The sequence below is a fragment of the Anaerosolibacter sp. genome (assembly GCF_029240175.1).
In the GTDB taxonomy this organism is placed as follows: Bacteria; Bacillota; Clostridia; order Peptostreptococcales; family Thermotaleaceae; genus Anaerosolibacter.
This window is the reverse complement of the sequence record NZ_JARBTM010000003.1, coordinates 131669-149909: the sequence shown is the minus strand read 5'-3', so window position 1 is coordinate 149909 and position 18241 is coordinate 131669. Positions and strand designations below refer to the sequence as shown.

General features: G+C 41.6%; 18 protein-coding genes and 3 riboswitches. Of the genes, 1 reads left to right on the top strand and 17 read right to left on the bottom strand.

Annotated features, from left to right (window positions below; translation table 11 throughout):
* Window positions 1-64: 64 nt before the first annotated feature.
* Complete coding sequence (locus K0R93_RS02825; RefSeq protein ID WP_300297260.1) at window positions 65-1096, bottom strand: rod shape-determining protein; 1032 nt, start codon at window positions 1094-1096, stop codon at window positions 65-67.
* Between the two features lie 368 nt (window positions 1097-1464).
* Here K0R93_RS02825 and spoIIID point away from each other — a divergent pair, with 368 nt between their 5' ends.
* Window positions 1465-1713 (top strand): sporulation transcriptional regulator SpoIIID, encoded by a 249-nt coding sequence (gene spoIIID, locus K0R93_RS02820; RefSeq protein ID WP_184310895.1) that lies wholly within the window; start codon window positions 1465-1467, stop codon window positions 1711-1713.
* A 235-nt stretch (window positions 1714-1948) separates the two neighbouring features.
* On the opposite strand, the gene K0R93_RS02815 is transcribed toward spoIIID, so the two are convergent.
* From K0R93_RS02815 to atpE, 16 genes are all read right to left on the bottom strand, one after another.
* Window positions 1949-2791: a M23 family metallopeptidase gene (locus K0R93_RS02815; RefSeq protein WP_300297257.1), complete on the bottom strand. Its 843-nt coding sequence runs from the start codon at window positions 2789-2791 to the stop codon at window positions 1949-1951.
* 255 nt (window positions 2792-3046) lie between these two features.
* The gene (gene spoIID / locus K0R93_RS02810; RefSeq protein WP_300297254.1) at window positions 3047-4030 is read right to left on the bottom strand and encodes a stage II sporulation protein D; all 984 of its coding nucleotides are present in this window, start codon (window positions 4028-4030) and stop codon (window positions 3047-3049) included.
* Between the two features lie 293 nt (window positions 4031-4323).
* Entirely contained in the window at window positions 4324-5577 is a 1254-nt protein-coding gene (murA, locus tag K0R93_RS02805; RefSeq protein WP_300297251.1) for a UDP-N-acetylglucosamine 1-carboxyvinyltransferase, read from the bottom strand.
* 110 nt (window positions 5578-5687) lie between these two features.
* Window positions 5688-6440, bottom strand: a complete 753-nt coding sequence (locus K0R93_RS02800) for a YwmB family TATA-box binding protein (RefSeq protein ID WP_300297399.1) — start codon at window positions 6438-6440, stop codon at window positions 5688-5690.
* Between the two features lie 523 nt (window positions 6441-6963).
* The gene (locus K0R93_RS02795) at window positions 6964-7524 is read right to left on the bottom strand and encodes a YueI family protein (protein ID WP_300297248.1); all 561 of its coding nucleotides are present in this window, start codon (window positions 7522-7524) and stop codon (window positions 6964-6966) included.
* 116 nt (window positions 7525-7640) lie between these two features.
* Window positions 7641-8438, bottom strand: a complete 798-nt coding sequence (locus K0R93_RS02790; RefSeq protein ID WP_300297246.1) for a transglutaminase-like domain-containing protein — start codon at window positions 8436-8438, stop codon at window positions 7641-7643.
* Between the two features lie 15 nt (window positions 8439-8453).
* Window positions 8454-8538, bottom strand: a riboswitch (cyclic di-GMP riboswitch).
* Window positions 8539-8682: 144 nt separating this feature from the next.
* A complete protein-coding gene (locus K0R93_RS02785) occupies window positions 8683-9375 on the bottom strand; it encodes a class D sortase (RefSeq protein ID WP_300297244.1) in 693 nt (230 codons plus the stop codon).
* 75 nt (window positions 9376-9450) lie between these two features.
* Window positions 9451-10470, bottom strand: a complete 1020-nt coding sequence (locus K0R93_RS02780) for a hypothetical protein (RefSeq protein WP_300297242.1) — start codon at window positions 10468-10470, stop codon at window positions 9451-9453.
* Between the two features lie 90 nt (window positions 10471-10560).
* A riboswitch (cyclic di-GMP riboswitch) is annotated at window positions 10561-10651 on the bottom strand.
* A 143-nt stretch (window positions 10652-10794) separates the two neighbouring features.
* A complete protein-coding gene (locus tag K0R93_RS02775; protein WP_300297239.1) occupies window positions 10795-11961 on the bottom strand; it encodes an LPXTG cell wall anchor domain-containing protein in 1167 nt (388 codons plus the stop codon).
* A gap of 68 nt (window positions 11962-12029) precedes the next feature.
* Window positions 12030-12121: riboswitch (cyclic di-GMP riboswitch) on the bottom strand.
* 183 nt (window positions 12122-12304) lie between these two features.
* Window positions 12305-12709, bottom strand: coding sequence for a F0F1 ATP synthase subunit epsilon (locus K0R93_RS02770; RefSeq protein ID WP_300297236.1), 405 nt, complete (start codon window positions 12707-12709; stop codon window positions 12305-12307).
* A gap of 13 nt (window positions 12710-12722) precedes the next feature.
* Entirely contained in the window at window positions 12723-14117 is a 1395-nt protein-coding gene (gene atpD, locus K0R93_RS02765; protein WP_300297234.1) for a F0F1 ATP synthase subunit beta, read from the bottom strand.
* 36 nt (window positions 14118-14153) lie between these two features.
* Window positions 14154-15002, bottom strand: coding sequence for an ATP synthase F1 subunit gamma (gene atpG, locus K0R93_RS02760; protein WP_300297231.1), 849 nt, complete (start codon window positions 15000-15002; stop codon window positions 14154-14156).
* A gap of 247 nt (window positions 15003-15249) precedes the next feature.
* Window positions 15250-16764, bottom strand: coding sequence for a F0F1 ATP synthase subunit alpha (gene atpA, locus K0R93_RS02755; RefSeq protein WP_300297229.1), 1515 nt, complete (start codon window positions 16762-16764; stop codon window positions 15250-15252).
* A 19-nt stretch (window positions 16765-16783) separates the two neighbouring features.
* Window positions 16784-17326, bottom strand: a complete 543-nt coding sequence (locus K0R93_RS02750; RefSeq protein ID WP_300297226.1) for a F0F1 ATP synthase subunit delta — start codon at window positions 17324-17326, stop codon at window positions 16784-16786.
* Window positions 17314-17826 (bottom strand): F0F1 ATP synthase subunit B, encoded by a 513-nt coding sequence (atpF, locus tag K0R93_RS02745; RefSeq protein WP_300297223.1) that lies wholly within the window; start codon window positions 17824-17826, stop codon window positions 17314-17316. The genes K0R93_RS02750 and atpF overlap by 13 nt, the downstream gene beginning before the upstream one ends.
* A gap of 76 nt (window positions 17827-17902) precedes the next feature.
* Window positions 17903-18169 (bottom strand): ATP synthase F0 subunit C, encoded by a 267-nt coding sequence (gene atpE / locus K0R93_RS02740; RefSeq protein WP_184310881.1) that lies wholly within the window; start codon window positions 18167-18169, stop codon window positions 17903-17905.
* Window positions 18170-18241 lie beyond the last annotated feature (72 nt).

The window sequence follows — 18241 nt, the reverse complement described above, 5'->3', positions numbered from 1 at the left end:
CAGCAACATTTGCATAATTTCCTTTATACTACTAACTACTAACCACTAACGACTAACACCAAAGCTATCTCAATCTACTAAAAGTCTTACTACTGGTCATGCTCTTTTCTAGTATTTGAAGAGATTCTAGAGACATACCTGTACCCTTGGCTACGCAAGAGACTGCATCTTCTGCGATGTAGGTAGGTATTCCTGTTCTCTTTTCAATCAACATATTTAATCCGTGAAGTAATGCTCCGCCCCCAGTCATGACGATGCCTCGATCACTAATATCTGCTGCAAGCTCTGGTGGTGTTTTTTCAAGCACAGAATGGACCGCGTCGGCGATGGCCGTTACTGGCTCTTCTAATGCCTCTTGCATTTCTTCAGAGGTGACACTGATTGTCTTCGGAAGACCTGATACCAAGTCTCTTCCTCTACAATCCATCTTCTGATTTTGACTTCTTGGATAAGCTGTTCCGATGTTTACCTTTAAGTCTTCTGCAGTTCTTTCTCCAATCAATAGATTGTGTCGTTTCCTCATATAGCGGACGATAGCCTCATCAAACTTATCTCCAGCTACTTTAATGGATTCACTGACAACGATACCGCCTAAAGAGATTACCGCAATATCCGCAGTACCTCCGCCGATATCTACGATCATATTACCATCTGGTTTGGAAATATCAATCCCTGCACCTATGGCAGCTGCAATGGGTTCTTCAATCAAATAGGTTGTTCCACCACCAGCTTCCGTAGTGGCATCGATTACTGCTCTTTTTTCTACTTCTGTTACGCCACTTGGAACGCATACGATAATTTTCGGTTTGAAAAATCGTCTTCTTCCACAGGTCTTGCTAATAAAGTATCTCAACATTCTTTCTGTTACTTCATAATCTGAGATCACACCATCTTTCAACGGTCTGATTGCGACGATATTCCCAGGTGTTCTTCCAAGCATTTTCCTTGCTTCTACCCCTACAGCCAATAGTTGATTTGTATTCTTATCAATAGCAACTACCGAAGGCTCCTGCAGTACAATGCCTTTCCCTTTAATGTACACAAGTACACTGGCCGTACCAAGGTCAATTCCAATTTCAGCTCCAAAACCAAACATTTGCTATCACCTTCCATTTAGCCCACGTTTTCACTGGCTATTTTTTGTTCTTCTCTATTTTTTCCAATCATGTATACTAACAGGTTTCTTCTAGACTCATTCTAATTCCCTCGTTCTTCGATACACGGTACAAAAAGGTCCATAGAGGTCTTCACATGAAAACTGAATTATTCGGTTTCTATGACACAAATCTTATGGAAAAACAAATTTATATCTAACCAGTATTTGTATTCGCGATAAATTACATAATTCCTTTTTCTTTTTATAACTTTTTTAAAGTATATTCTGGAAGTTGACATTTTCTGTTCTACAGAGAATAGCTCGTGCATATTATTTAACAAAGGAATCATCAAGGAGGGGGTTAACCTGTGAAAGATTACATAGAAGAAAGGGCACTAGAGATCGCTGAATATATAATAAACAAGAAAGCAACCGTACGACAAACAGCTAAAGTTTTCGGAGTAAGCAAAAGTACAGTCCATAAAGATGTTACGGAACGACTTCCCAAGATAAACCCTCTAGTAGCAAATCAAGTGAAAGGGATACTTGATAACAACAAGGCGGAAAGACACATCAGAGGCGGAAAAGCCACAAAATTGAAGTACAGAAGCGTATAAAGGAACGGTACACGGTGCTCGGTACGCGGTGTCACCCGTGATAACGCTATCGAGAGTTCCGTTTAACATAGTAAACACAAGAGTACATAATGACAAAACAGGGCTTAGGCCCTGTTTTCTATTTGCTGTATATAATCTACATATAATTCTAACTCCGTTCTTACGGAACAGACATGTCTGTTCCCTACAAGAAATATTTTTCAACCACTAACTACTAACCACTATCCACTAACCCCTACTTCTTCGGCAAATATTTGCTTGGATCTACAGGCATACCATCTACCAAGACTTCAAAGTGTAAATGGGGTTCTTCCATGCTTTCAAATAGTGCTGTTTTTCCTACGCCCCCAATAGCTTGTCCCTTTTCTATCTGATCTCCGATCTTTACCATTTCACTGGTACTTAGGTTTGCATATCTAGTGATCATATCTCCCTCGTGGGCGATGGCAACTACTATCCCTAATCTAGAGTCAGTAACTACTTCAATTATTTCTCCTGATAGGGCTGCTACAACGGGGGTATTCTCTGGTGCAACGATATCTAGTCCATGATGGGTAGTATATTGATCAAGCGTTTTTGAGTATACCAATGTATCTGTTGCATAATTCATCCCTACCGTTCCCATGACAGGCATTTTCATAGAACTGGCCTTGCTGCTCTGGGCTGGCTTAGCTGTACTCTCAACCTTTGGCTTTGCCTCGGCCTTTTTCACTTCTACAGGCTTTTCAGCGGATGGCTTTTCTATTTTGCGCGCTTCTGCTGCCATGGCAGGAGCCGTATCCTCAGGATCTTCTTCTAACGTGATGACAGGTGGCTGGGAATTCTCCGCTGCCTCCTGATTTAATGGTGGATCAGACATATCTTTTTTCTCTGGCAGCCATGGCTTGTTCAAATTATCCACCGCTAAACGATCAATGTTACTCTTCGCTACCCAAACTGCTGAAGTGGCTACAATGCAAATACAGAGAAACAGTATTACATAAAACCCTTCCTTATCTAGAAATTTATAAATGCCGTTTTCTTTTTTGTTAAATATACTTTTATTTGTTTTTTGTGTAAACCATTTTTTCATACCCATATATGACACCTCCATTTCCTATTGTTACCACCTGGAAGGAATTCATACATGGGCGGATGGGAAAATTTTAAGGTGGAAGGTATTGGGTAGTGGGTGACGGGTATTGGCTGCTCACATTTTGGCTACTCGCTACTCACATTTTGTCCACTCGCCTCTCGCTACTGGCTACTCGCTAAAACCATCTATTGTGTTTCTTTATGGATTTTAAGGCCTTTAAGCGAGAAGCGAAGGGCGAGCAGCGAGTAGCCCAACGCTCTATCTCATCTTCATCACTTCAGTTCCTACATAGTAATGCTTCAAAATCTCTTCAAAGTTATAGCCATTCAAAGCCATGCCATTGGCGCCATATTGACTCATACCTACGCCGTGTCCATTGCCGAATGTAGTGATTTCTATATTCTTGTTGTCTATGGTCATTTTGAAATTGGCGGATTTGAGGCCCAATAGATCTCTAACTTCTCTACCTGTTACAGCTTTGTTTCCCACTTGCATTTTCAGTATTCTACCACCTGCACTTCGTTCTAGGATTTTTAGTGCAGTTTTTAGATTAGATGTGTTGATGTCACTGTCATTATATTTTGATTTAAATTTCGATATAAAGCTTTGAACTGTTACAACCTGTACATCGGAATAATGTGGTGTGTTTTCCTCATAGGGACTCTCTACACTCCTTAGATAAGGCACTGCTGATGCAAATACATCTTCTGAATTTTCTGTTCTTCCACCGCTGGACGAATGGAACAACGGCTCTCCGATGGGCTCACCTTTATATGTTAGTATAAGTCCTTGGGTCTCTTCTACGGCTTCCTCTATTTTAGGCCAGTAATCCCGCATCCAATACTTGGGTTTTACCTCCCTTAGCTTATCCTTCGATAACCATACTTGACAGTGGACATCATCACACAACGCTGCCCCTGGATGTGCTGACTGTCCTCCATCTTTGAATTTCAGCATTCTCGAGACAGCATAGCTTCTTGCAGCCACCGCTTGGGCCTTTAAGGCTTCCATTTCAAAGCTCGCAGGCATCTCACCTGATATCACACCTTTTACGTACTCTTCCAAATCCATCTCAACAATCTCTTTGGTTTTGTTGATATATACCTTTACCATCTGACTGTTCTCAACAATTTGTTCCTTTTCGATCTCAGGTCCCGAGATATCGCAGCTTGATATCAATACCATGGGTATTATTATAATCGTTACCAGTACACTTGCTAACAGCATCAAAATACTTCTCATATGTTATCCTCCCCCTTGTCCCTTTTAATGCTGAACATAAATTGACCTTACATTGTATGTTGGGGGAGAGGAGAATATGACAGGGAGTTATTCGCTACTCGCTGCTCGCTACTGGCTACTCGGTTAAAAGCTTTTGAAAAACTTTTAAGAATTACCCTAGACGTCTTATGCGAAAAGCGAGTGGCGAGTAGCGAGTAGCCGCCTTTTCTTCTTTTTTCTCCATATTTCCCGGGAAATTGGCGGCATATAAAAAAATGTGCCAGGAAACGACACATTTTTATTGTTTTACAAGTTTATTCAGTTCTTTGGATTTTGGCACCCAAAGCTCTTAGCTTTTCTTCGATCTCTACATATCCACGGTCCACATGGTAAATGTCACTGATTTCTGTAGGTCCGTCGGCAACCATACCTGCAAGGATCAAAGCTGCACCTGCCCTTAAATCTGTAGCCTTTACTTGGGCGCCTTGTAACCTATCGACGCCTTGAACTACTGCACTTCTGCCCTCTATCTTGATATTGGCGCCCATGCGCTTCAATTCATCTACATGCATAAAACGATTCTCAAATACTGTTTCTATAACCACGCTAGTGCCCTGAGCTACTGTAAGCAAAGACATGAATTGTGCTTGCATATCCGTTGGAAATCCAGGGTATGGTAGTGTTTTGATATCTGTAGACAAGGATTTTCCATTGGCTCTTACACGGATATTGTCATCAAATTCATCTATGGTCATGCCGCATTCCCGTAATTTCGCCGTAATAGGTTTAAGATGATCCGGCAATGCGTTTAAAACAGTTACATCTCCACCTGTTATGGCAGCAGCAATCATGAACGTCCCTGCTTCAATTCGATCAGGTATGACGGTATGTCTTGATCCACCCAATTCCTTTACACCTTGGATCTTGATGGTATCTGTACCAGCACCTTTGATTTTTGCCCCTATGCTGTTCAAGAAGTTTGCTAAATCTACGATTTCTGGTTCTTCTGCTACATTTTCTATGATGGTTGTCCCTTCTGCCATGGTTGCTGCCATCATGATATTCTCTGTGGCTCCCACACTAGGGAAATCTAAATATACTTTGCTTCCAATTAAACGATCTGCCGATGCTTCCACATATCCATGTCCTAGTTCTATTTTTGCCCCTAAGGCTTGAAAGCCTTTTAAGTGAAGGTCAATCGGTCTTGTTCCAATGGCGCACCCACCAGGCAGGGCGATTCTTGCTTTTCCTTTTCGAGCTAGCAAAGGTCCCATTACCAAAAATGAAGCTCTCATTTTTCTGATTAATTCATAAGGTGCTTCTATATCATGAAGCTTTGATGCATTTATCTCAATAATTCCTTTATGATTGCTATTTACTTTAGCTCCTAGAGCTCCTAACACATCGCAAATAACTTCTACATCTTTTAGCCCAGGTATATCCTCTAATACGCAATTCTCCTGAGCTAGCAGGGATGCAGCAATGATCGGCAATACTGAATTCTTAGCTCCACTTACTTTTACGGTCCCCTTTAGCGGAGCGCTTTTCTCGACAATGATTTTTGCCACATTGGGTCCTCCTTTGTTTCGATTATTACTGCCGCATTCTAATATACACCTTTTTTCTGTAAACTTCTACATTTATTTTCATTTTCCTCTAGGAAAAAAGTAGTATATTATTAATAGGCAATAGAAATCAATGGATTCCCAATCCATAAATAGGTTTTATCCTCATAAGCGTTATATCTCAGGGCAATATTGAGGTTAACTTTTTTTCCTCCGTATTGAATCCACTGGGGAATCATTTTGCTGTAGCCCACGATACTAATAATATTGTTCTCTCGGATACCTTCTATTTCTTTGGCCTCTACCTGTGCCATCACGCTGTCGGCAATATGGATTTGATCTTCTTTTGCCATCTGACCTTGAAAGGTGCCAGATATCCAGGAAGACAACGCCACATCTCCATGTTTCTCCAATACACCCTTTAATTCATTCCCTATTCCTTGGATTGAGGTTAGTTTTTCATTCCCCTGCAAATCAACAATAATGTTGCTTTCTTTTCCTGCTTCAGACTGGGACGATTGGACCATAATTGTAATATCTTGTCCGTCTTTATACTTTCCATTAACCCAGGTCTGTACATTTTCTGATGATTGATTACTCTCCATCACTGCCTTTTTAACACCCAGCCTTCTGGATAAATCCCAGCATAGGCTTTCTGCCTCTTGTATATCCTTGGATTCACCAAGTATACCTACATGGGCATTGACATTGTACTCCACCAGTTGTGCGCCCGATGCTTCTAAAACTTCTTTTAGTTCTACCTCCTTCATCCCAGCCTTTGACTGATAAAAAGGAACTAGTACCAAATACATCATAATTAATAAATAAAGACCAGTTTTCCTTCTCGTTAACAATTTACGATCCATCACAATCTACAACTCCCCTAAGTAGTTTTCCCTAATTTTCGGTACGCGGTGCTCGGTACACGGTCTCAAGGAATCTATTTCAGATTCTAAAGAAATATCTACTTTATAAATGTAGTAAATATGTTAAAGGGGGACGAAAACATATTTTCTACTTACTCTCTTCCCTTGTTATTAAAAGTATTGACCGTACAAAAAGGGAATATACATTTTTAGGTCTTAAATTTTCGTAATCAGTTTCATTTAAAAATGTGTCTTACTCTAGAGATTGGCTCATTTTTTCGGTACGCGATTCGCGGTGACCGGAAAACCTTCAACACACGGTACACGGTGCTCGGTGACCGGTGTTCGGAAAAAACTTAAAAAACTAAAGAACTCTAAGTATTAATACTTACTCATTACTTGTATATAAATCTATTCTTTATGAGTTAATGCGAATTTATGTCTAGAAAGCTACTCCGTGACACCGCGTACCGCGCACCGTATACCGATCCACTCCCGCCGTGCACCGTTTCTATCCCACCGCCTAATACAACGGCCCCAAATCTTCCTCTCCACCTTCACATACACCGCATTTGGTGCCGATCATTTTGTCTAGTAGTCCTATTTCTTCGAAACGATTTTCGAATTGAGGATACTGCTTTTTTAGTTCCTCCATATGTTTTTTGCACAGTTTGTTGCTTCTAGCATGATAAAATGTATCTGATAAAAGAGCTGAAGCATCCAGCAAAACATTCTCTTCATCCACAGCATCATTACTCACCAGTACCATGGCAATATCCCCTTTTAAATCAGGGCGGTTGATACTCCGGTAGTCTTTTCCAGTCCGCTGACAGATCGTCATAAGCTTACCAGCAATTTCTTGATTCACTTGCCCTTTTACAATTAAAGCATCCACCCTATGGTCTTTCATTTTTTCCTCTACGAGCTGCAAAGCATCATCACGTTGTATTTGTTCACTGGTTAGTGCCAGCACAATCTTCTCTCTGAATTCACCCAGCCAGTTTCGTCTTTCGGCTGTTTTGAGTTCAGGTATCCCTGATAATGCAAAATCTATATATCTGTCCAATTGATTTTTTTCATCCATTTTATCATCTCCTTGATGCTTTCTATCTGTTATGAAATATCTTCTTACCTCAGTATACCCATTTTCGTGGCTACTAATGAACTAAAATAAAACCGCTCATATTGAGCGGTTCATTTTTAGTATTCGTATGTTTTTTCATAATCTGTACTGTTCTTGCTGATTGTATACTTAAGCTTGTTCTCTTTCATTTGTGCATCATAGGTTGTATCAACGATCATCCATTTTCCATTTACATACACTTCATTCCATGCATGGTAGCCTTGTGCATTTTTTGTATATCCTTTGATTAACTTTGTAGGAATGTCTATACTGCGAAGCATACCTGCAAACATTGAAGAATAATCATAGCAGATACCAAGGTTCGTTTCAAATGTGTTTTCGATATTGGGTAGGTAATCGTAGTTTAAGTTCTTAATCTTATCATAATCATAACGAACATTCTCAACAACATATTTATGGATTGCAGCAATCTTTTCCTCATCTGTAGTAATATCCTTTGTCAGTTCCTTTGCTTTTTCTATTGCCTTCATAGAATCGTTCCATTCGATTAGCTGTATGGAATTAAGAAATACCTTTTGCTCATTCTCCATCTTTACATCAAGATTTGTCACTGCTACAGTTTTATAGGAGTTACCGCTGACATTTTCTAATATGCTCACTTTATAGCTACCATCATTTAATTGAAGAGGAAAGCTTTCTGTTTGGTCATCACCTTTAAGATTGTATGTATATCTAGCTTGTCCTTTTTCAACAACCAACTTGACCTTTTTCTCTCCTACGCCATAGTTTACACCGATGACGCCCATGCTGCTTTTGGAATTATCGAACATTGCAACATAAGTCTTCTCTGCTGCATATCCAAGGTTTGTAAATAATATAATAAATGCAGTTATAAAAACGAGCATTTTTTTCATAATAAAAACTCCTCTTTCGGTGGCTCGGCTGCCATTCAATTTCTTGAAAGGCCCTATGGCTTTGCGTCCCACCCTTTCGGATGGTTTGCCTTTATCGTTGAAAAGTTCTCAACAGATACATCTTTATTTATTTAACATCATCTTACCATTCTTTACATAAATCGTCAAGATATTCTGAAAACATTATTTTTCATACTCATTTCTACCCTTAATCATCCTAATCAATCAGATGCTTTAAAACTTCCTAAGGCATTTTCGCATGAATGATTAGTCGATGGGTTGAGGTATATAAGGGGTGGCAGGTAATGAGTGTAAGTATTCTATCTTTCTTATTTCGTTTCAGAACAGAAATATCCGTAGGTTCTACAATTACTTTCTCATAGACAATATATTTCAGTGTTTTCCCATCTATAAGGATTTCAATTTCATCATTTACATCTACCTCATCTAGTCGATTGAAAAACCTGCCAAAGGTATGGCTTCGGTGACCTGCAATTGATGCATTTCCCACTTCTCCTATTTTGGATGTCTCTACCATATGACCTAATCCGATTTTGAGGTTTTTCTGACTGGCACCAGAGAATAGGGGCTGTTTGAGATTAATCTTTGGAATCATCATCACCCCGATAGGTGTTACTTTCTCTTTTCCAACTTGTTCTCCTTCATTGGGTGATGGACTCGCATCATTATCTGGAGCAGGATTACTGTTTTCATTGGTTCTCCTATCGATATTTATATCTTCATCCACATATACCGCAGATTCTCTTGCTTCATCATCGCCGTCGGGGTTCTCTATCTCTGAAATAAAAACGTCATTCAGTGTCTGATAACCTTCTAAAGCTTTTTGCTGCCAATACCAGGTATACAACCGATCCATCAAGGGATAAGCTGCCGTAAGAATACCAACAAAAATGAGAAACATAGAAATTCGTTTCATCAAAATCACCTACCTAAAGTAAAATACCAAAAATAAAGCCGAGAGATTATTCCCTCAGCTTTATTATATCATACATTATTTCTTTTTTCTTCCAATCATAACACCAACTGTTGTCAGGATACTTCCCAGTCCGTAGAACATTTCTGGTGGTAGCTCTCCGGTCTTCGGAAGGGCTGCAATACCCAGAGGTATTTCTTCATCTAACAAGGTAGTCATTTCTCCTTGTGCTGGTGGATTTTCTACTGGTATGAGATTTACTGGGCCCTGCGGAATTGCTTCATCCATGATAACTTCCAGGTTGGTTCCTATATCGCCTCCGCTAGGTTGCTCATTTCCTCCGCCAGGCTGCTCATTTCCTCCGCCAGGTTGCTCATTTCCTCCGCCAGGTTGCTCATTTCCTCCGCCGGGTTGCTCGTTTCCTCCGCCAGGTTGCTCATTTCCTCCGCCAGGTTGCTCATTTCCTCCGCCGGGTTGCTCATTTCCTCCGCCAGGTTGCTCGTTTCCTCCGCCGGGTTGCTCATTTCCTCCACCAGGTTGCTCATTTCCTCCGCCAGGTTGCTCGTTTCCTCCGCCGGGTTGCTCATTTCCTCCGCCAGGTTGCTCGTTTCCTCCGCCAGGTTGCTCGTTTCCTCCGCCAGGTTGCTCGTTTCCTCCGCCAGGTTGCTCGCCTCCTCCGCCAGGTTGCTCGTTTCCTCCGCCAGGTTGGTCGCCTCCTCCATCGGTTTGATCACCCACTCTATGACCTGGTGCTAAATCATCCCCATGCCGAGTGTCTTGGTTATTATGTCCATGGTTGTCTTTATCAACATGTCCTGGAGGCGTATTTCCTATGTGCCCCGGTGGAAGTGCTTCACCATTCTGTCCAGGTGCATTCTCATTTGCATTTGACTTATTCTCTTTTGTTGCTTTGTCCTTATCATTTCCTTGTCCCAATGCATAATACAACAGGCTATAATTCCCAATACTTTCCCCATCTATCAGATAGGTTTGTCCAACCTCAGCTGAGGATAAAATCGTTGTGCTTGGCACAGCAATCGCTGTTGCCATCAAACCAACACAAAGATATCGACATGAACTTCTTACAAACCTCTTCATTCTTTCCCCTCTTCCCTTTTCTCTTTTATACCGATTTTCATTTTTTACATATGTTTTTGATAAATAAAAAAACTGCCATAACTTTTATTTCATGGCAGTTGGTCAATCATAGCATACAAGGATATGCTTTAGATACCTTACTTTGCGTCCCACCCTTTCAGATGGTTTGCCTTTATCATTGGTAATATTTAGATATATATGTACATGTTACCATATACACTTTTTCTCGTCAATTATTTTTATCAGAATCATTTGACTTATTCATTTTTTCAGATAAATAATATAAGAGTTGAAGGATCGTTCCTTCAACTCTTAATTTTTGTCCTACTTATTTTTTGTTTTCTTTCTACTTATAACTCCTGTTAAGGTAATCAATCCGCCTAATCCATAGAATAATTCTGGGGGTAGTTCTCCTGTTTTAGGTAGTGAAGCAATACCTAATGGTATTTCTTCATCGACAATATCGATAGGTGTTTCTTCGATGACCTCTGTTGTAGCTTCAGGAATCTGATTTGTTTCTATGGTATCTATATCCACTGGAGCCAATGGAATTTCTTCATCGATAATATCTACTATATCGTCATCATCGTCATCATCATCGGGTGGATCAATTGGATCTGGGTCTGGGTCTGGATCTGGATCTGGATCTGGGTCTGGATCTGGATCTGGGTCTGGATCTGGGTCAGGGTCTGGATCTGGGTCTGGATCTGGATCTGGGTCTGGATCTGGGTCAGGGTCTGGATCTGGGTCTGGATCGGGATCTGGATCTGGGTCTGGATCTGGATCTGGGTCTGGGTCTGGGTCTGGGTCTGGATCTGGGTCTGGATCTGGGTCTGGATCTGGATCTGGGTCTGGGTCTGGGTCTGGATCTGGGTCTGGATCTGGGTCTGGGTCTGGATCAGGGTCTGGATCAGGGTCTGGGTCTGGGTCTGGATCTGGGTCTGGGTCTGGGTCTGGGTCTGGATCAGGGTCTGGGTCTGTTACGATTTCATAATAGAAGGATATATGACTGATTTCTGGTTGGTTATCTTTTTTTCCTACGCCTGGTGCCCTTAGGTCACTATCTGCTGTAGTACCTGGCTCATATTCGTATAGATATCCTCCGTTTCCTCCCTTTACAAATACATATTTAACATCCATATTTGATTCAAAACTTGCGAAGATATCACCATCATAAAAATCTACGATTACTTCAAAATCTCCTGATGTATATGTTCCATCACTAGGTGGATCAATTTTGTACTTTTCATAACCTGAAATAGCTGGGTCATTACCTTCGATTTCAGTAGGTATGATGCCATTTCCTGATTCGGGCACTGTATCCTCAAGCAAATACACTTCTTCTATGACTGTCTTTAATGTCTCGTCCCCTTGTTCAAAGTCCTCTATTGCTTCTGCGAAAGCTATTGTATTCATGTTTGGCGTAGCATAGAAGGTTACAAGTGCAATAATAATCATGTACATCGATGCTTTGTTTCTGAACCCTTTCATAATCTCACCTCTTTCGATTATTTTTAAAATTTTATATGTAAAAAACAACGACCGACTGCCATCATTTGCATGGCAGTCGGTCGATCTTAGTACATCTAGGATATACCTTAGATACCTGGCTTTGCGTCCCATCCTTTCGGATGGTTTGCTATTTGCATATTGGAAAGATATTTATTTAATAATGATTGTTGGTTATTCATATTATACCTACTAAACTTTGGTTCAAACATTTTTATTAAATATTCCGACATATCATTCTATGATTTTACAAAAGTTAGCTGCTCAAGTGTGGTAAAAATAAAAAATAAACCCTCGAACACATTCCTGTTCGAGGGTTTAAAATCTAATCTCTTCTTGCCACTCTCAATCTGTTGAGGGCACGCTCCAATGCTGCTTGGGCACGGATCATATCAAGTTCAGATGATTTCATCTTCAGTCTATCTTCTGCTCTTTCTGCAGCTTTTTTTGCTCTTTCCACATCAATCTCTTCTGGCCACTCAGCAGAGTCGGTGATGATCGTTGTCTTGTCCTGTCTAACTTGGACAAAACCACCAGCACAAGTCGCCTCTAACTGCTCACCATTTTTCTTTATCTTGATAGTGCCTACAGCCAAGGGACTCACAAGAGACATATGGTTTTTCAGGATTCCTAGATCACCCGCAGTCGTTCTCACGACTACCATATCTACGTCATCCTCGTAAAACTTTCTATCTGGGGTTACAATTTCCAGTTGAAAGGCTGAAGCCATGTCTCCACCTCCATTAGCTTTCTTTCTTCGCTCTATCTACTACTTCATCAATAGTACCAGCATATAAGAAAGCTGATTCTGGTATATCATCATGCTTGCCTTCAAGGATTTCTTTAAATCCTCTGATTGTTTCCTTTAATGGAACATACTTACCTGGCGAGCCTGTAAACTGCTCTGCCACGTGGAAAGGCTGAGACAAGAATCTTTGCATCTTTCTTGCGCGGGAAACAGTCAACTTATCCTCATCAGATAACTCATCCATACCTAGGATGGCAATGATATCTTGTAATTCCTTATATCTCTGAAGTACTTCCTGTACATCACGGGCAACTCTATAGTGCTCTTCCCCAACAATGTTAGGATCTAGGATTCTAGATGTTGAATCCAGTGGGTCTACCGCTGGATAGATACCTAGCTCAGAAATCGCTCTGGAAAGTACTGTTGTTGCATCCAAGTGAGCAAAGGTTGTAGCTGGAGCAGGGTCAGTTAAGTCATCGGCTGGCACATAAACTGCCTGTACAGATGTGATAGATCCCTTCTTGGTAGAAGTGATTCTCTCCTGTAAAGCACCCATCTCCGTTGCCAATGTAGGCTGATAACCAACGGCACTTGGCATACGTCCTAACAGCGCCGATACCTCTGAACCCGCTTGGGTAAATCTAAAGATATTATCAATGAACAGAAGTACGTCCTGTCCTTCTTTGTCTCTGAAATATTCTGCCATCGTAAGTCCTGAAAGGGCCACACGCATTCTCGCTCCCGGCGGCTCATTCATCTGTCCGAATACCATGGTTGTTTTGTCAATAACGCCTGAATCGATCATTTCATGATAAAGGTCGTTACCTTCTCTCGTTCTCTCACCAACACCCGCAAATACAGATAATCCACCGTGCTCTTTTGCGATGTTGTTGATTAACTCCTGAATCAATACGGTTTTTCCTACGCCGGCACCACCGAACAAACCTACTTTACCACCCTTTGCGTAAGGTGCGATCAAGTCGATAACTTTGATACCTGTTTCAAAGATTTGCGTAGATGTCTCTTGATCTTCGAATGCAGGAGCTGGTCTATGAATTGGTGACGTTTCCTTTGTAGGAACAGCACCTTTTTGATCGATAGGTTCTCCTAATACGTTAAACAATCTACCTAGGGTAGCCTTACCTACAGGAACAGAGATGGCAGCACCTGTATCTACTGCATCCATTCCTCGAACCAATCCGTCTGTTGAGGACATGGAGATGCATCGAACCGTATCATCTCCAATGTGCTGAGCAACTTCTGCAACTATTTTTCTTTCACCAGCCGTTACTTCGATTGCATTTTGCAGCCTTGGAAGATTATCTGAGCTAAATTTTATATCCAAAACCGGACCAATGATTTGGGCCACTTTTCCGATATTCTGCGCCATTCGCTTTCACATCCTTTCGTTTTGCTGATCACTGCGCTATTTTAAGGCTTCTGCGCCGCCTACAATTTCAGCGATCTCTTGGGTGATGGCCGCTTGACGCGCTCTGTTATAGCTTAATGTCAAGTTACCAATCATATCTTCCGCACTATTCGTAGCATTTTCCATGGCTACCTTTGTAGCACCTTGATAGGATGCTGCAGATTCCACCAAAGCACCATAGATCGTACTCTCGATATACTTTGGAATCAAATAATCCAACACCTCTTCTGGAGAGGGTTCATAGGATACGTATTCAAACTTCTTATTTGCATCCTTTTCCTTTTTCTCACCAGCTAGAGGAAGTAGTCTGATCACTTCAGGCTTTTGAGAAATTGTACTTACAAACTGTGTATATACCAGATTTACTTCATCAATCATGCCCTTTTCATATAGCTGCATGATTAAGCTGCCAATTTGCTTGGCGTCTGAATAACTAGGATTTTCTGAGATTTGTACAAATTCTCCATCGAAATCATAGCTTCTTTTTTTGAAGTAACTCCTTGCCTTCTTGCCAACTGTAATCACTGACACAGCCTCTTTTTCCTGCATATGAGATACAGCTGCCTTGATCGCATTGGTATTGTAGCCTCCTGCAAGGCCTCTATCAGCAGTAATGACGATATAACATGTCTTTTTTATCTCTCGCTGACTGACATAAGGATGTTTGACACCTCCGGAACTGGAGAAAATATCCTGTACCGTGGCTTTGATTGTATCGAAATAGGGTCTGGTCTTCTCTACTCGCTCCCGGGCACGCCTAAGCTTTGCAGAAGAAACCATCTCCATTGCCTTTGTAATTTGTTTTGTGCTGTTTACACTTTTGATTCTACGCTTTATATCGCGCATTCCCATTCCTGCCACTTCGTTGCTCACCTCCATGCTTAAAGGCAGGTACGCGGTGTCCGGTTCGCGGTGTCCGTTAAAACCGTAAAACCAAGACCTCTCGCCATACCCTAAGCGGTCGTTTTGAACCCAGTAAGCCTAGCATCTATAATACACTGGGTCGTATTCAAGAATTAGTTGTTGCCGTGACACCGCGCACCGTGTACCGTGTACCGAGCACTTGCACCATGTACCGAGACACCGTGTCTTCCTATATCTCCAACTTGAATTGTCCTTTGAATTCTTCGATTGCAGTTTTTAGTTTGGCTTCCATTTCGTCAGACATTACGCCTGTGCTCTTGATGGAAGCACCAATTTCTGCATATTTGCCATCCATAAAGTTTAAGAATTCTTCTTCAAATCGCTTTACAGCTACCACAGGAATATCTGCCAAGTATTTGTTAATTACTGCATAGATAACCATTACTTGATGCTCTACTTTTACAGGAGCATACTGTGGCTGCTTTAGGATTTCAAGAATTCTTTCCCCTTGGGCCAATCTTTCTTGGGTATCCTTGTCTAGTTCTGAACCGAACTGGGCAAATGCTGCCAATTCTCTATATTGAGCCAATTCAAGCTTGATTTTACCTGCAACCTTTTTCATCGCCTTGATCTGAGCATCTCCACCAACACGGGATACAGAGATACCCGCATTCACCGCTGGACGCTGACCCGCAAAGAACAATTCCGTCTCTAGGAATATCTGTCCATCGGTAATGGAGATTACGTTTGTCGGGATGTATGCAGATACGTCCCCTGCCTGGGTTTCAATCAATGGCAGCGCTGTAATGGAACCCCCGCCTAGGGCGTCACTCAGCTTTGCTGCACGCTCCAATAGTCTACTGTGAAGGTAGAATACATCTCCTGGATAGGCTTCACGTCCCGGTGGACGACGAAGTAACAGAGACATGGCACGATATGCCACGGCATGCTTGGATAGGTCATCATAGATGATGAGTACATCCTTGCCTTGATACATGAACTCTTCGGCCATGGCAACACCCGCATATGGTGCGATGTACTGCAGCGGTGCCAACTCACTGGCTGTGGCAGAAACGATGATGGTATAATCCATGGCACCTCTATCTTCTAGGGTCTTCATGATACCAGCAACCGTGGACTTCTTTTGTCCGATAGCCACATAGATACAGATTACATTCTCTGTCTTTTGGTTTAAGATTGTATCGATAGCAATGGCTGTTTTACCTGTTTGTCTATCTCCGATGATCAGCTCTCTCTGACCTCTACCGATTGGAATCATGGCATCGATAGCCTTGATACCTGTTTGAAGCGGCTGGTGTACTGACTTTCTATCGATTACACCCGGTGCATTGGCTTCGATTGGTCTATATTTATCTGATTTGATGGGACCTTTTCCGTCGATAGGCTGACCTAATGAATTTACAACACGTCCAATCAATGCATCGCCTACAGGTACTTCCACAATTCTTTCTGTACGCTTTACAATGTCACCTTCCTTGATGTTGTCATCAGATCCTAAAAGTACGCATCCAACGTTGTCTTCTTCAAGGTTTAGTGTCATTCCGTATACACCGCCTGGGAATTCCAATAATTCTCCGGCCATACACTTTTCTAATCCATGTATTCTGGCGATACCGTCACCTACCTGGATGACCGTACCGATATCTGTAACTTGAAGTTTATTCTCATATCTCTTAATCTGCTCTTTAATAATAGAGCTGATTTCTTCAGGTCTGAGATTCATTGTCTTTCACCCCTATCACCTAAACTATTATTTGCGCAAGGCTTTCCTTCATTTTGCTTAGACGACCCTGCACTGTGCCATCTATTACCTTATCGCCCATTCTGATCAGCATTCCGCCGATGATGGTTGGATCCATTTCATTTCTAAGGCTAATCTTCTTGCCTGTCATCTTCGAAAGCTTCATTTCCAGCGCAGTCTTATCTTCATTCTTCAATGGCACCGTTGTAACGGCCACAGCTTCCAGTATATTTTGGTGCTCATTGGCCAGCTTGTGATAGCCCTTTACAATCGCCTCAAAGGCGTTGGTTCTTCTCTTGTCAGAAAGAATTTTTAAGAAATTCATGATTTCGGCGCTCAGCTTTCCTTGGAAAACAGCTTCTATAATCTGCTTTTTTTCATCACTGCTGATCCTTGGTGTTTTGTAGAGTTCGTAAAAATCAGTATGATTTTTAAAGCTTTCCATGACAAAGTCTAACTCTTCCCCGTACTGATTCAACTGGTTCAGCTCCAGGGCAACACTAAACAAAGCCCCTGCATAGGTTTTTGCAACTAATTCGACCATGTTGTTTCCCCTACCTCATCGATAAAGTCTTTGATGAGCTTGTCATGTCCCTTCTCATCAAGATCCTTACCTATAATTTTACCAGCAGCCATCACTGCTAGGGCAGCCAACTCTTCCTTCATCATGTTCGCAGCCTTTTGCTTTTCTCTTTGGATATCTGCTTCGGCTCTGTCCTTTATTTTCATTGCTTCTTGCTGGGCTTGGGCTACAATTTCATCGGCCCTGGTCTCAGCTCTTTTGGAAGCATCCTTGATGAGTTCTCTTCCCTCTGCTTGGGCACCCTCAAGTCTTCTTTGGTACTCCAGCTTTAGTTGCTCTGCTTCCGCATTTTTGTCTTCTGCCTCTTTGATCGATTCAACGATAGCATTTTGTCTGCCTGCCATCATTTCTGAAACAGGCTTAAACAATAATTTTCTTAATATCAAAAATAGTATAAGTGTATTTGCCAGCTGAAACACTAAGGTCCAGCTTATTTCTACTAATCCTGCTTTTAATTCCATCTGGATACTGCCTCCTTTCCCAAGGGATAATCATGAGCAGGAGATGGGCTTTACCATCTCCACCTCTTCTATCGAATTATAGAAGTCCTACTAATGGATTTGCGAATAGAAGAATTAATGCTATGATCAATCCGTAAATACCTGTTGTCTCTGCTACGGCAGCTCCAAGTAACATAGTTCTTACGATATCACCCTGTGCTTCTGGCTGTCTTCCTACCCCTTCAGCACCTTTACCTGCTGCGTATCCCTGACCGATACCAGGTCCGATACCTGCGATCATTGCCAAACCAGCTCCGATAGCTGAACATGCTAATATTAACGCTTTTCCTGTAATTGGTTCCATAATAATTTTCCTCCTTTTACTATTCAACAGTTTTCTTTTTCCAATAAATTCTTTTTTTAGCATACCAATCTA